Source organism: Lacinutrix undariae (assembly GCF_052934785.1).
In genome coordinates, this window is record NZ_CM128809.1 from 149,072 (window position 1) to 162,935 (window position 13,864).

At 31.5% G+C, this 13,864-nt stretch carries 15 protein-coding genes and 1 riboswitch; of the genes, 7 read left to right on the forward strand and 8 right to left on the reverse strand.

The genetic code is table 11. The annotated features are described in order from the left end of the window. Positions 1-223 precede the first annotated feature (223 nt). Genes ACU4C5_RS00730 through ACU4C5_RS00745 form a run of 4 tightly spaced genes read right to left on the reverse strand, consistent with a single transcriptional unit; the run spans position 224 to position 2,345 of the window. Positions 224-769 (reverse strand): GFO_1091 family lipoprotein, encoded by a 546-nt coding sequence (locus tag ACU4C5_RS00730; RefSeq protein WP_446845134.1) that lies wholly within the window; start codon positions 767-769, stop codon positions 224-226. A 5-nt stretch (positions 770-774) separates the two neighbouring features. Next, positions 775-1,344: a GFO_1090 family protein gene (locus ACU4C5_RS00735; protein ID WP_446845135.1), complete on the reverse strand. Its 570-nt coding sequence runs from the start codon at positions 1,342-1,344 to the stop codon at positions 775-777. 22 nt (positions 1,345-1,366) lie between these two features. Continuing rightward, the gene (locus ACU4C5_RS00740; protein ID WP_446845136.1) at positions 1,367-1,849 is read right to left on the reverse strand and encodes a PG0215 family putative anti-sigma factor; all 483 of its coding nucleotides are present in this window, start codon (positions 1,847-1,849) and stop codon (positions 1,367-1,369) included. Beyond that, the gene (locus tag ACU4C5_RS00745; protein WP_446845137.1) at positions 1,836-2,345 is read right to left on the reverse strand and encodes a GFO_1088 family ECF-type sigma factor; all 510 of its coding nucleotides are present in this window, start codon (positions 2,343-2,345) and stop codon (positions 1,836-1,838) included. The genes ACU4C5_RS00740 and ACU4C5_RS00745 overlap by 14 nt, the downstream gene beginning before the upstream one ends. A 158-nt stretch (positions 2,346-2,503) precedes the next feature. Here ACU4C5_RS00745 and ACU4C5_RS00750 point away from each other — a divergent pair, with 158 nt between their 5' ends. Continuing rightward, on the forward strand, positions 2,504-3,961 hold the full coding sequence (locus ACU4C5_RS00750) for a GFO_1087 family putative carboxy terminal peptidase (RefSeq protein ID WP_446845138.1): 1,458 nt from the start codon (positions 2,504-2,506) through the stop codon (positions 3,959-3,961). Between the two features lie 93 nt (positions 3,962-4,054). On the opposite strand, the gene ACU4C5_RS00755 is transcribed toward ACU4C5_RS00750, so the two are convergent. Further along, entirely contained in the window at positions 4,055-5,110 is a 1,056-nt protein-coding gene (locus tag ACU4C5_RS00755) for a YncE family protein (protein WP_446845139.1), read from the reverse strand. Positions 5,111-5,122: 12 nt separating this feature from the next. Next, positions 5,123-6,973, reverse strand: coding sequence for a TonB-dependent receptor plug domain-containing protein (locus ACU4C5_RS00760; RefSeq protein ID WP_446845141.1), 1,851 nt, complete (start codon positions 6,971-6,973; stop codon positions 5,123-5,125). 28 nt (positions 6,974-7,001) lie between these two features. Then, positions 7,002-7,199: riboswitch (cobalamin riboswitch) on the reverse strand. Positions 7,200-7,268: 69 nt separating this feature from the next. On the opposite strand from ACU4C5_RS00760, the gene ACU4C5_RS00765 reads away from it, so the two are divergent. The 6 genes from ACU4C5_RS00765 to ACU4C5_RS00790 all read left to right on the forward strand — a co-directional run bounded on the left by ACU4C5_RS00765 (position 7,269) and on the right by ACU4C5_RS00790 (position 12,640). Then, entirely contained in the window at positions 7,269-8,411 is a 1,143-nt protein-coding gene (locus tag ACU4C5_RS00765) for an ABC transporter substrate-binding protein (RefSeq protein WP_446845142.1), read from the forward strand. After that, complete coding sequence (locus ACU4C5_RS00770) at positions 8,412-9,440, forward strand: FecCD family ABC transporter permease (protein ID WP_446845143.1); 1,029 nt, start codon at positions 8,412-8,414, stop codon at positions 9,438-9,440. Then, a complete protein-coding gene (locus ACU4C5_RS00775) occupies positions 9,440-10,234 on the forward strand; it encodes an ABC transporter ATP-binding protein (RefSeq protein ID WP_446845144.1) in 795 nt (264 codons plus the stop codon). The genes ACU4C5_RS00770 and ACU4C5_RS00775 overlap by 1 nt, the downstream gene beginning before the upstream one ends. Before the next feature lie 88 nt (positions 10,235-10,322). After that, positions 10,323-11,708, forward strand: a complete 1,386-nt coding sequence (locus ACU4C5_RS00780; RefSeq protein ID WP_446845145.1) for a DNA recombination protein RmuC — start codon at positions 10,323-10,325, stop codon at positions 11,706-11,708. A gap of 17 nt (positions 11,709-11,725) precedes the next feature. Next, entirely contained in the window at positions 11,726-12,079 is a 354-nt protein-coding gene (locus tag ACU4C5_RS00785; RefSeq protein WP_446845146.1) for a DUF8785 domain-containing protein, read from the forward strand. A 6-nt stretch (positions 12,080-12,085) separates the two neighbouring features. Further along, a complete protein-coding gene (locus ACU4C5_RS00790; RefSeq protein ID WP_446845147.1) occupies positions 12,086-12,640 on the forward strand; it encodes an acyl-CoA thioesterase in 555 nt (184 codons plus the stop codon). 4 nt (positions 12,641-12,644) lie between these two features. Here the strand turns inward: ACU4C5_RS00790 and ACU4C5_RS00795 are convergent, their stop codons facing one another. Both ACU4C5_RS00795 and ACU4C5_RS00800 read right to left on the reverse strand, forming a co-directional pair. Beyond that, on the reverse strand, positions 12,645-12,953 hold the full coding sequence (locus ACU4C5_RS00795) for a T9SS type A sorting domain-containing protein (protein WP_446845148.1): 309 nt from the start codon (positions 12,951-12,953) through the stop codon (positions 12,645-12,647). Positions 12,954-13,066: 113 nt separating this feature from the next. Next, complete coding sequence (locus ACU4C5_RS00800; protein ID WP_446845149.1) at positions 13,067-13,858, reverse strand: T9SS type A sorting domain-containing protein; 792 nt, start codon at positions 13,856-13,858, stop codon at positions 13,067-13,069. Positions 13,859-13,864 lie beyond the last annotated feature (6 nt).

The following is a 13,864-nucleotide window of genomic DNA, read 5'->3' on the forward strand; positions in this document are numbered from 1 at the left end:
ATTATATAGGATTAATCTATACCTGTGCGGTATGTGTTGTCTTTTTCTTTGCTGGCGCATTTGGATTCTTAAATTACATGATTATTAAAATACTACTTATCACAAGTGTTTTGTGCTTTTTAGCTTATTTAATATGGATCATAGTTAAGGATATAAAAAACAAAAAACCCTTGAAGTAAATTACTTCAAGGGTTTTTCTATTAACATTTTAAATAAGATTCAGTTATTTAAAAATTTCCGAAAACTGCTTAAAATCGTCTTCGTTTAAGTTTGCTTTATCAAGGACTGAAGATAAAGTCATAAGTTTATTAACGCTCATATGATCACCTAATACGCGTACGGTAGCAAAACCTTTATCCTTAGAATAGCCAAACAATATAAGTTCATCTATATCGTCTTCTTCTCCTATAAAGCTTATTGCAAATCTGCCATCTTCGGCATTTCCTCCTCTAATTAACTCTTGGTACTTACTATCTTTTAATATGGTTTGTAGTTTGGCCAATTCAGTAGTAAAAGTTGCTTTGTTTTCTTCTGAAATTACAAAAGCCAACATATTTAATTTATCTACAGAATTGTAGGCTTCCAATTGTGTTTCGGTTAGGGTGCTTTCGTCAATTTTCAAAAAACTTGTTGGCACATCTAAAGAGGTAAAACCTGACTGTAACTCATTATCTACATAATAAGTTTGCAATGTTGGATCTTGATTACAACTTACTAGAGTTGTAATCAAAATCGCTAACATCATGATTGTTTTGATTGATGATTTCATAGTGCTTAGTTTTTCTTGCTTGCTTTTTCTAAGTGTTCACCACCTGGAATATTCATTGAGTTAGTAATTTTTGAAATTTGGCGTAAATCAATATCTCCTGTTAAAGATAATAGTACCGTTTCAACTTCTCTTTTCTTTCCGTTGATAGTAATATCTTGATCTGCAGTTAATTCTTTTAAACCATTAATAAACATTAAAAGTTCTTTTACATGGTTTTCATCGCTTCCTTCTTTTACATAGAATTTTACAGTTTGTCCGCCATCTTTAATTCGCATTAACTCTTCTAAAGTTGATGTTTTTAAATATGAATTTACTGCTGAATTCATTTCTTCTGAAATTTTATCATCTCCAGTAGTAAACACTTTTAATCCTGTAATTTTCTTTACCGTTTCTAAGTATTGTTGTGCTTCTGGATCATCTAAATCAATGTTTATTTTAGATAACATGCTAAACATTTTTTGATTCAATACAATTGAAGTTACTGCTTGTTCGTCTTCAAATTTATCAAAAATGCTTTGTCCAAAACTTAGTATTGGCATTAAAGCAAGTGCGAGTATTAGAGTTGTTTTTTTCATGATTGTTGAGTTTTTCTTGTTATTATTTTAAAATTTTGTTTGTTGTTTTTGTAAACTCATCTACATAGTAAATGTGTTTGGCGCCTTTTTCGAAATTTTCGGTAGCTAAGGCTAAAGTGTTTAATCCTTTTGAGCCTTCATTCAGTTTGGTCGATACAAGGTTTAAAGCTTTTATAGTTTGGTTATAAGCTAACAATTCGTCTTTTGATAAACTATCTAACCCTTTTTTGGTGTCAACTTGCGTATAAATTGAAACCATAAGAACCGCTACTGCTGCAACCGAAAGCCATCTAGTTAATTTTACTTTCTTAGATTGTAATGGCACGTTTTTGGTAAACTGTTCTTGTTTTTCACTATTAAAATGCTGAAACATGACTTTGTAAGATTCTAAATGGGGCGCAACGTTTTCTTGAGCGAAATAGGTTTTTAGTTGCTGCTCTTCCTTTAGGCTTGTTTCGCCATTATCATATTTTTCTAGTAATGTTTCTATATTATTTAATACCATATTTATGTGTATTAGTTAATTGTTCTCGTATTGTTTTTCTAGCTCTTGATAGTGCAACTCTAATTGCTGTAGGATTCATATCTACTACTTTTGCAATTTCATCAAAATCATATTCTTCTATATCTCTAAGCTGTAATATTATTTTTTGTTGTTCGGGTAAACCGTCAATAATTTTAGCTACCCAATCTACACTATCTTTATTTTCTATATCTTTTTGTAACGATACATTATGATCTTGATAGTTGCTATGTACAATTTTTAAATTCTGTGCTTGTTTTGATTTTAAACGATCTAAACAAAAATTCTTTGTCATAGTCATTGAAAATGCTTCAACATTTTTGTACTTGGCAATGTTCACTTTATTATTCCATAATTTCAATAAAATTTCCTGCGTAGCATCTTCGGCTTCTTCTTTAGAAACTAAAAGACGCTTTGCCAACCTAAAGACTTTATCTTTAAAAGGTAATACTAATTTTGTAAAATCAGTTGATGTCATTTTTTATTGGTTGGTTAAAGCACTTTTTATGTTGCCTCTATTAATACGACGAGGCACTTGTAATTTTGTTACAATAAATTTTTAATTTGCAATATTGTAAGTAAATTTAATGTTTAATAGTACAATATACTATTAGCTAAGAAAAGAAAAAGAAGCCTATGAAAATTTTAAAAATGCTATTTATAGCAGCTATAGCAAGTGGTTTATCTACAAGTTGTTTTGAAGATAGAGATGATAATACCATTGCAGATACCGATGTTAATGATTTTGTTTGGAAAGGAATGAACGCTGTTTACCTGTATAAAGCTGAAAAACCAGACTTAGCAGATGATCGTTTTTCAAATACTTCAGATTATTTAAATTATATATACAGCTATGATACACCCGAGGCTTTATTTGAAAACCTTATTCATGAAAGAGCAACTGTAGATCGTTTTAGTTGGATTACCGACGATTATATTGCCTTACAACAACAGTTAAGTGGTGTGAGTGAAAGTAACGGATTAGAATATAATTTTTATTACGTTCCTGGAAGTACTACTGAAATATACGGAATTATCAGACTTGTTTTAAATAATAGTGTTGCTGATGATTTAGGTTTACAACGCGGACAAATATTTACTGCCGTTGATGATGTTACATTAACAGAAAGTAATGTCACTGAATTATTAAATCAAGATACTTACACTTTAAATTTTGCTAATTATAATGATAATGGTACCGCAGACGATACTAATGATGATGCGGTTACTGAAAATGGAACGTCTATCAGTTTAACAAAAACAGCTTATACAGAAAACCCTGTACACTTAACTGAAGTGATTGATCTTGGTGGCGAAAATTTAGGATACTTAATGTATAATGGATTTACTGCCGATTTTAACACACAATTAAATGATGCTTTCTCCGAGTTTGCCGCAAGCAACATTCAACATTTAGTATTAGATTTAAGATACAACCCAGGAGGTTCTGTAAACACAGCAGCGTTATTAGGAAGTATGATTACAGGCAATTTTACTGGCGAAATATTTTCTAAATTACAATACAATGATAATTTACAAGACAATAATACCAACTATAATTTTACAACTAGCTTTAGCGGAAACACTATAAACAGTGTAAATCTTAATAAAATTTATGTACTAACTACAGGTCGTACAGCTTCTGCTAGTGAGATGATTATAAATAGTTTAAAAGAATATATTGATGTGGTACAAATAGGAAGTACAACTACCGGAAAATCACAAGCATCAATTACTATTTATGATTCTCCTGATTTTTCTTCGGAAGATATCAACCCTAGTCACACTTACGCGATGCAACCGCTTGTAGCTATTTCTGTAAATGTAAATGACGGACAAGTGCCAGCAACAGGATTAGTGCCAACCACTGGTTTTGAGAAAAACGAAAGTGCTTTAAACTTTGGCGTTTTAGGTAATGTTGATGAGCCTCTTTTAGCAACTGCTATTGCAGATATTCAAGGTAACAATGGTAGAATTGCAACTACAACCACACAGGAAGCTGTTGCGCCTATACAAACTAAAGTAAACCGTAAAGCGTTTGATGATAATATGTATATTGATCTAGAAACTGCTCCTCAGTTTTCTAGAGATTAATATAATTTAATACTATAAAAAAAGCCACTCATATGAGTGGCTTTTTTGCTTTCAGAATAAAATATATCACATCCAAAAATGCAAATAAAATTATTAGTTGAAATAAATTTTTGAAGCTGCAGCAGCAACATCCAAAGTACTTACTAATGTAGATGTTGCATCATTATAAATAAGTAATTTTCCAGCACTTCCAAAATCTGTAGCATCTGTTAAATAGATAAATCCATCATCTGCAGACATTCCGTAAAGGTAAGCTGCAGCAACACTAAAATCTTCAGTTGTAGCTAAAGCTGTAGCATTATCCGAAATACTATAAATTGTATTTCCTACATTATAGTACAAACTTCCATCGCTATATGCCATTAATTCAGGGTGTGATCCCATAGCAAATTCCATAGTACTAATAACCGCATTTGTATTTGGGTTAATTTTTGTAATCGCTCCTAAAGTTTCTGCACCTGTCCAAGCTGCTTTCCCGCTAGATAACACAACCAATTCATTATTATCGTTAAACACCATTTCATCTGGATTATCATTAACTGTAATCGTTGTTGTTAAGGTATTTGTATTCGTATTAATTACAGAAATAATATTATTTGAACCGTAACCACCTTTATGAGACACATATAATACATCATCCTCTTCAATAATTTGTTCTGGTCCTTCACCAACAAGAATTGTAGATGTTACCGTATTTGTCGTTAAATCTACAACAGCAATAAAATCATCTGTAGCATCAGCTGGATCTCCCCAGTTAGTTACATATCCTTTACCATCTTCAATAGTCATATATCTTGGTGTAGATAATCCTGTAGTAATTGTTGCTTGTTTTTCAAAAGTGTAACGGTTAACAACTGTAATTGTATTTGAGTTATCTGTAACAATGTAAGCTAAACCATCTTCAAAAGCCATAGACTGTAAGAACATTCCTAAAGACTCATTATTTACGTTAAAATAAACTTGATTTTCAACTGTAGCTAAATCTTCTGAAATAAAAGACACAGTTCCTGCTGGAGAACTTTCTCCACTTACTATAATTCCATCTTCATAAGCTCCTAATGGCTCTGATGGTCCATTATTATCGTCATCATTTGAACAAGATGCGAAAAATAATGATAGAGATAAAACTGATAAAATAACTTTTTTCATTGTAATTAATTTTTAAAATTTATAGTGTATTTGAATATTAAAATTACGATCTGGCATGGGTCTGAATGCCACGTTCTCGTATACGGTATTAAAAAGGTTATTCACCTTTACATTTAAATCTATAGTTTGAGAATTGGTTTTTAATAATTGATACCCAATCCCGGTATTTGTAACTTGATACGGATCTATGCTATAAAATGGGCCCGTTTTATTTTCTTGCGTGGTAAAAACTTCGCCATTATATAAATGCTGAAAAAATACAGACAAGCGTTTGTAGTTATAGGCCAAATTAGCGTTCACCTTATGATACGGTACATATATAAGCTGCTTATTGGTTTCTAAATCTTCAGAAACCGTATAAGCGTAATTAAATTGTAACGAAAACTGATGTTCTTTAAACGTTTTAAAAACTTCTAAACTTGCTTCAGCTCCATAATTTTGAGTTTCTGCAATGTTTTGAGGTGTCCAAAACCCAGAGGTTCCCGGTTTCCATTGAATAAGATCCTTGGTTTTTATATAATACGTATTCAACGAAAGTTTAGCATCTTTAAAACTAAATTCATGTCCTAAATCTAACTGATATGAGGTTTCAGGAACCAAATCTAAATTCCCTCCTGGTTGCCAATACAAATCATTAAATGTTGGTACTCTATAATTTTTAGATCCATTTAATTTAAGTGTATATTTTTTTGAAACCGCATAAGCCACATCAAAAGAAAATAATAACGGACTCTCAAAACCTGAAGTAAAATCTTGTCTTAAATTAACGCCATATTGCCAAGTTGTATTAGGTTGATATTGTAATAATGCTGTGGTAGATAATGCTTTTCGGTTGGGCGATCCAAAACTACTTCCGCTACCATCATAATAAGTATACTCTACAATTGGTTTTAGCTTAAAATCTTTAGCTAATGCAATATCCGCTGTATAATTAACTAAGAAAGTATTTACTTTTCCGAAGGTATAATTATCAGTGTTTTTATTACCAAAGTATTTAAATTGCTCTTGTAAATGGGCTGCTTTTAATTTTGAAGTCACATTATTTCCATGTCTAGACCATTCTAACATGGTTCTAAAATTATCATCTTCATATTTCGCTAAAGATGGTGATGATGCTGTTCCAGAAAATTCGCGTTCTCCAATAAAATTTTGATGATACAATTTAATTACATCTTTATCAGATAAAATATAGCCTAAATTCGCATTAAAACTCAAATTGTTATAAGCGCCATTTTGGTTCTTTTTATCAGTCCCTAAATATTTATAATCGTTATCCGAATCTACATAATTAACACCAAAAGTTCCTGAGAATTTATTTTTTCCGAAGGAAGACAGATAACTCAGGTTTTTAGTAGTGTAACTTCCGTAAGAAATGCGCACTTCGTTTTTAAAATGTGTATTGAAGTTTAGCGTATTATTTAAATGAATACTTCCGCCAATGGCACCGCTACCGTATTGTACAGATCCTCCACCCGATCTTATACTTACACTATTAAAATTTGTGGTATTTATGGTATTAAAATCTGTTTGACCAGTAAGTTGTGAGTTAATTGAAATTCCGTTCCAAATTACAGCCGTTTGTGAGGCGTTTGTTCCTCTAAAAGAAGGCGAAGACACCATGCCGTAACCATTCTCTTTAAAATAAATGGTAGAATTGTAACGTAACAAATCTGTAAAAGAGCTGTTATTTTTCTTTAATACAGAATCGTTTAAAACCATAACTTTAAAACCTGCTGCATTTTGCTTCAGTTTTACATCACTCAGTATCACTTCATCTAATTTTTGAATAGAATCTAGACGTGTCTGCGCATGTGACATATAGCACAAAGCAATTCCTAAAAATAAAAATAGTTTATCTCTCATAATTCAAACACTTTTCTCCCGAAAGTAATATGGATTACAAATTGAGGCAGGTCTCCTGACTTGCGTCTTCGTGTTGGTCTTCCCAGAAATCTCCAGTGACTATAGAAGTGGTACACGAAGCTTTATAGCTTACAGTTGCGGGAACAGTTCTGGAATTAATTATTATAATCTCACCAGATTCCCTTTTAATCTCGCGTTAACGAGAACCAAAATTCGCTGCAAAAATAAACATTTTGTTTACTATAATGAGTTAAAGGTTAAATAATATTACTTTTGAATTTTAAAACCTATCATTGTGAAACATTTACTATCCCTTTTTATTTTAATAAGTTTTATTGCTTGTAAAAATAACTCCGTACAAAATCCAATAGCCAAACAAGATATTAGCACTGCTACACTTACTCATGCTACAGGTTTTACAATTACCTCTACTGAGAATTTTAAAATATTAACAATAAAAAATCCATGGCCAAATGCTGAAGAGGATTATAAATACGCATTAGTTCATAAAAATGTAGCGTCAAAAATCACTTTAAATAAAGATGAATTTGATGGTATTATTACTATCCCTATCCAAAAAATTGTGGTTACCTCTACCACTCACATTCCTGCCTTAGAGCTTTTAGGTGTAGAAAACACTTTAGTAGGTTTCCCCGGAACAGATTATGTATCGTCTGAAAAAACAAGAACTTTAATTGATAATAAGAGCATTAGAGAACTAGGTAAAAACGAAGGGATTAATACCGAAGTTTTATTAGAATTACACCCTAATCTTGTGGTTGGTTTTGGAATTGATGGTAACAATAAATCTTTCGAAACGATTAAAAAATCTAATATTCCTGTGATATATAATGGAGATTGGGTAGAAAAATCACCTTTAGCAAAAGCCGAATGGATTAAGTTTTTTGGCGTTCTTTACAATAAAGAAAAAGAAGCAGATTCCATTTTTAAGACTATTGAAAAAGATTATCTAGAAGCAAAAATCATTGCAAAAACAGTAAAAAGCAAACCAAGTATTTTAAGTGGTGCCATGTATAAAGATGTGTGGTATTTACCAAATGGTACAAGCCCAGAAGCGCAATTATTAAAAGATGCCAATGTAAATTATTTATGGTCTGAAACTACCGCAAGCGGAAGTATTGCTTTAAGTTTTGAAGCTGTCTATACTAAAGGAAAATCGGCTGAAATTTGGTTGAGTCCTTCTTATTACAATTCGTTAGAAGCTTTAGAAAAAGCAAATACACATTACACACAATTTGACGCTTTTAAAAATAATAACATCTATACGTTTGTTAATAATACCGGAAAAACAGGCGGCGTTACTTATTACGAATTAGGAACCGCAAGACCCGATTTAGTGTTAAAAGATTTAATTAAAATTTGCCATCCAGAATTATTAAAAGATTACGAACCTCATTTTTTTCAAAAATTAAAATAATTGCATAACACCAACACATACAAACGTTCATACTTGGTATTAATTTTAGTATTAATCCTCTGTTTTTTCGCAAACATTAGTTTGGGGTCGGTGTCTATTCCTATTACCCAGATTTTTAAAAGCCTGTTTAGCAATATCGATAATGAATCTTGGCAGTACATTATTATAAACTACCGCTTACCAAAAGCATTTACGGCAATTTTGGTAGGTTCAGGCTTAGGTATTTCTGGTTTATTAATGCAAACCCTTTTTAGAAACCCACTTGCTGGTCCGTTTGTACTTGGTATTAGTTCGGGAGCGAGTTTAGGTGTAGCCATCATTATATTAGGAGCTAGTTTTTTAGGTACCGCTTTTACAGGTTTACTGGTTTCAAAATGGAGTATTGTAATTGCTGCTAGTTTAGGTAGTTTTTTAGTGCTTTTAGCTGTATTAACTGTCTCATCTAAAGTAAAAGATACCATGGCAATTTTAATTATTGGGTTAATGTTTGGGAGTATCACATCGGCAGTTGTGAGTGTATTGTCTTATTTTAGTTCTGCTGAAAAATTACAACAATACATCTTTTGGGGATTTGGAAGTTTAGGAAACTTATCATGGTATGAACTCCTTATTTTCTTTATCATTTATGCTGTTGGTTTTCTTTTAAGTATCTTATCTATTAAAGCTTTAAACTCATTATTATTGGGTGAAAATTATGCTAAAAGTTTAGGTTTAAATATCAAACAAAACCGACTTATAATTATCATAGCCACTAGTTTATTAGCCGGAACAATTACAGCATTTACAGGCCCAATTGCCTTTATAGGTTTGGCAATTCCGCATATAACACGTCAAATATTTCCAACATCAGATCATAAAATATTATTACCTGCCGTATTTTTATTTGGTGCTATTGTAATGCTTATTTGTGATAGCATTGCGCAACTACCAACAAGCGATTACACCTTACCTATTAATGCGATTACCTCTTTAATTGGAGCTCCCGTTGTAATTTGGTTACTCGTTAGAAAACGTAAAATGATGTTTTAATGGGAGATAACTCAACACATATTGTTCTTAAAACTGAAAACCTAAGTATTGGTTATACCTCTAAGAAAAAGCAGATTATTATCGCAGATCAGGTTAATATTTCTTTAGAAAAAGGACAACTTATTGGTCTTGTTGGAGGAAACGGTATTGGAAAATCAACCTTATTAAGAACTCTCAGTAAAGTACAAGATCCTATTGCTGGAACTGTAGCTATAAACGATAAAAACATTACTAATTACCAAGCTATTGATCTGGCTAAAGTTTTAAGTTTAGTACTTACTGAACCTGTGCTATCTAAAAACTTATCGGTGTTTGAATTGATTGCCTTGGGACGTCAACCGTATACAAATTGGGTAGGAAATTTATCGGAAAACGATATTACAATTGTTGAAAAGGCTTTATCTCAAACTAATATTGAAGATTTAAAACACAAAAAATGTTTTGAACTTAGCGACGGACAACTTCAAAAAGTAATGATTGCGCGCGCTTTGGCTCAAGATACCAGTTTAATCATTTTAGATGAGCCTACCTCCCACTTAGATATGTATCACAAAGCATACATTTTAAAACTGTTACAAAAATTAGCTAAAGAGACCGGGAAAACTATTTTATTTTCATCTCACGAAATAGATTTAGCCATTCAATTATGTGACAAAATGATTGTAATGACACCAAATAAAGTACAATCGGGTTCACCATGTCAACTTATTGAGCAAGGTGTTTTTGAAACCCTTTTTCCAAAAGATTTAATTTCATTTGATAAGACTTCAGGACGATTTAAGGTGAATAAATAACCCTTTTAACGTTTTATTCTTCTAATTGAAACACAAATTACATTCACAATAACAAATTAATTATATTTGATAAAATTCAATTTCTTACATGAACAACACCATCATTCTTTTATTGGCTATTATCGTATCTGCAGTAATTGGCGGATATTTGGGCATGCTCATTTCTAAACTAAAAAATAAAGGAGAAAAAAGCACTTTAGAGGAACGTAACTCTAATTTACAGCAACAACTTATTGATTTAAAACAGGCTTCAAATTCAGAATTAGAAAAACAACAAGCTAATTTTAATCAACAATTTCAAGATTTAAAACAAACCATTCTTAAAATTGAAACCGAACGTGAAGCCATAAGAACCGAAAAAGATGATTTAAGTTTTGAATTGGCGCGTCAGAATGCAGAATTTGAAAACCTACAAGAACAATCTCAAAAACGTGATAAAGAACTTATAATTCAGCAAGAACAACTGCGTAAAGATTTTGAGCTGATGGCAACTAAAATATTAGACGAGAAATCTGAGAAATTCACCCTTCAGAATAAAGAAAATATCACTCAAATTTTAAATCCTTTACAAGAAAAAATTCAATTATTTGAAAAGAAAGTTGATGACACCCAAAAGGAAAGTATTAGTATGCATTCGGCTTTAAAAGAGCAACTTTTAGGTCTTAAAGATTTAAATCAACAAATGACAAAAGAAGCAACCAACCTTACTAGAGCTTTAAAAGGTGATAGTAAAATGCAAGGAAATTGGGGCGAATTGGTCTTAGAACGTGTGCTTGAAAAATCGGGATTAGAAAAAGACAGAGAGTATTTTGTACAGCAAAATTTCACAAGAGAAGATGGATCTCGAGTGTTACCTGATATCGTATTACATTTACCAGATCATAAAAAAATGATTATTGATAGTAAAGTATCTTTAACCGATTATGAACGTTACGTGAATGCGGAAGATGATGAACGAGAAGTATATTTAAAAGCACATATAAATTCAATAAGACGACATGTAGATCAGCTTTCTGAAAAGAAATACGAAGATTTATACGATATAGAAAGTCCGGATTTTGTATTATTATTTATTCCTATTGAACCTGCTTTTGCAGTTGCTATAAATGCCGATAATTCACTTTATAATAAAGCCTTTGAAAAGAATATTGTAATTGTAACACCATCTACACTTTTAGCCACATTAAGAACGGTTGATAGCATGTGGAATAATGAAAAACAACAACAAAATGCTATTGAAATTGCTAGACAAGCTGGTGCACTTTATGATAAATTTGAAGGTTTAGTAAAAGATTTAACTGGCGTTGGCAAACGTATTGATGATGCAAAAAAAGACTATTCAGCAGCAATGAATAAACTCGTAGAAGGAAAAGGAAACCTGATTACTAGTGTTGAAAAAATTAAAAAATTAGGCGCCAAGGCAAAAAAAGCACTACCTGAAGCGATTATTAAACGTGCTAATAATGAAGATTAATCCATAAAAAACATTAAATGAAATTTTTAATTAAAACAATTATAGCACTACTTCTTGTATCTGCTGGTTACTTTGCTTTTATATATTACGCCTCTTATAGTGAAGGTGTACGCGCCGGAGAATTAGTAAAATTTACAAGTAAAGGGTATCTTTTTAAAACTTGGGAAGGTGAAATTAGCCAAGGTGTTAGTGAAGCTCAAATTTTTAAATTTTCGGTAGAAGAAAAAGATAAAGAAGTTATTGAAGCTTTAACAAATTATCAAGGCCAAATGGTAAAACTAACTTATTTTGAAAGATATAAAACATTATTTTGGATGGGTGATACTAAATATTATGTCACAAAAGTAGAACTTAACACCCCTAAAAACTAAAATAGTATGTCTAATTATAAACCTGTAGATGACTCGAGGATAAGTATATCTGAACTCATGCAACCTTCGCATTCTAATTTTGGAGGTAAAATTCATGGAGGATATATTTTAAACCTCATGGATCAAATTGCGTTTGCTTGCGCATCAAAACATTCCAAAACATATTGTGTTACAGCTTCTGTTGATACTGTTGATTTTTTAAATCCTATTGAAATTGGAGAATTAGTAACCATGAAGGCTTCAGTGAATTTTGTTGGTAAAACATCAATGGTTGTAGGGATTAGAGTAGAATCTGAAGATATAAGAACAGGAGAAATAAAACATTGTAACTCGTCTTATTTTACAATGGTTGCTAAAGATGATCATGGAAAATCTGTAGCGGTTCCTGGATTAATTTTGAATGACAAAATGGAGGTTAAACGTTTTTTAAGAGCACTAAAACGTAAAGAAACTAAACTACATCGTCAGCAAGAGTTTGACAGTGCTTCTTTTGAACTTGACAATTATTTGGATGATCTTAAAAACTATAAAATAAGAATTGAATTACCTGATGGAGAATAACAACTTACTGTTTTACAAAACGCTTGGTTTGTGAAACTTCACCTGAAGTAATTTTTACTAAATACACACCACTATTCCATTTAGAAACGTTAATACTTGAACGTAATGTTGTTAAATCAGTTTTATAAACTTGTTTTCCTAACACATCATAAACAATAACCTCAGCTTGTTTATAACTTGCAGGTAAATGCACGTTTAATTTGGTAGTTGCAGGGTTTGGAGATATTGAAAAACTTGTCTTTTTTGTAGGGGTTTGTCCTACTACTAATGTAGACATCAATAAAAATGAAATTAAGAGTAGTTTTAGGTTCATAAGCTTTATCTTATTAGTAAAGATAATAAATCTTATGTTAACTTTTATATAAAAAACAAAGGTCGGTTGTTTTTAAAACAACTGACCTTTAAATATTTACACTAAAACCCTGCTTATTGTTTCACAAACCGTTTAATTTGAGACTCATTATCTGTTGAAATTTTAACCAAGTAAATTCCATTATTCCATTGGGATACATTGAGTGTTGTTTGCATACCATTTAACATATTTGAGTATACTTTTTTTCCTAAGATATCAAAAACTTCTAAAGACACATTATCAAGTACCATTGGTAATGAAATAGCTAGTTTTGAACTTGATGGGTTTGGTGAAATTTTAAATTCAGAAATATCAAATATTTTAGTATTCAATGTAAAATCTTGCATGGTTACTCCTCTGTTTGTAGTGCCGTGATATTGTAACGTAAAATTACCATCTCCTCTAGCCCAAGCTATATTTAATACATTTGCTGATGCCGAAAACACATGATCATGTACATTTCCTGTATCACGATCTCTAGTCGCTACAATTGTTCGTACTCCAGACATTATCGTATTTGAAACTGTAGTCCAATCTTCTCTATCATCGATAGTTGGTACAATACCTTGTGATAATTCGCCATCTGGTTGACCTGGATAGCCGTAATGTCTATCGCTAAGTGAAGTACCATCAAAAATAAGCACGTCTTTACCGGCATACATATTAGTGGTATCAAAACCAATCCCTAACCATCTGTCGCTTGGCCCTACCAAAGTCATAGTAACTGTTGTACTAGTGACATCTAATTGTACAGAATATTCCAAACCTGGTTCTGTGGATAAGTCAATAACACCTGTTGAATAAGTTTGAGAATAAGTTAAAGCTGTTAATAATAGACTTAGTATTGTAAATGTAATTTTTTTCATAAGGCT

Bases quoted from the DNA above. Each gene is read 5' to 3' on its own strand.
- ACU4C5_RS00730 (WP_446845134.1), bottom strand. From the start codon at position 769: ATGAAATCATCAATCAAAACAATCATGATGTTAGCGATTTTGATTACA.
- ACU4C5_RS00735 (WP_446845135.1), bottom strand. From the start codon at position 1,344: ATGAAAAAAACAACTCTAATACTCGCACTTGCTTTAATGCCAATACTA.
- ACU4C5_RS00740 (WP_446845136.1), bottom strand. From the start codon at position 1,849: ATGGTATTAAATAATATAGAAACATTACTAGAAAAATATGATAATGGC.
- ACU4C5_RS00745 (WP_446845137.1), bottom strand. From the start codon at position 2,345: ATGACATCAACTGATTTTACAAAATTAGTATTACCTTTTAAAGATAAA.
- ACU4C5_RS00750 (WP_446845138.1), top strand. From the start codon at position 2,504: ATGAAAATTTTAAAAATGCTATTTATAGCAGCTATAGCAAGTGGTTTA.
- ACU4C5_RS00755 (WP_446845139.1), bottom strand. From the start codon at position 5,110: ATGAAAAAAGTTATTTTATCAGTTTTATCTCTATCATTATTTTTCGCA.
- ACU4C5_RS00760 (WP_446845141.1), bottom strand. From the start codon at position 6,973: ATGAGAGATAAACTATTTTTATTTTTAGGAATTGCTTTGTGCTATATG.
- ACU4C5_RS00775 (WP_446845144.1), top strand. From the start codon at position 9,440: ATGGGAGATAACTCAACACATATTGTTCTTAAAACTGAAAACCTAAGT.
- ACU4C5_RS00780 (WP_446845145.1), top strand. From the start codon at position 10,323: ATGAACAACACCATCATTCTTTTATTGGCTATTATCGTATCTGCAGTA.
- ACU4C5_RS00785 (WP_446845146.1), top strand. From the start codon at position 11,726: ATGAAATTTTTAATTAAAACAATTATAGCACTACTTCTTGTATCTGCT.
- ACU4C5_RS00790 (WP_446845147.1), top strand. From the start codon at position 12,086: ATGTCTAATTATAAACCTGTAGATGACTCGAGGATAAGTATATCTGAA.
- ACU4C5_RS00795 (WP_446845148.1), bottom strand. From the start codon at position 12,953: ATGAACCTAAAACTACTCTTAATTTCATTTTTATTGATGTCTACATTA.
- ACU4C5_RS00800 (WP_446845149.1), bottom strand. From the start codon at position 13,858: ATGAAAAAAATTACATTTACAATACTAAGTCTATTATTAACAGCTTTA.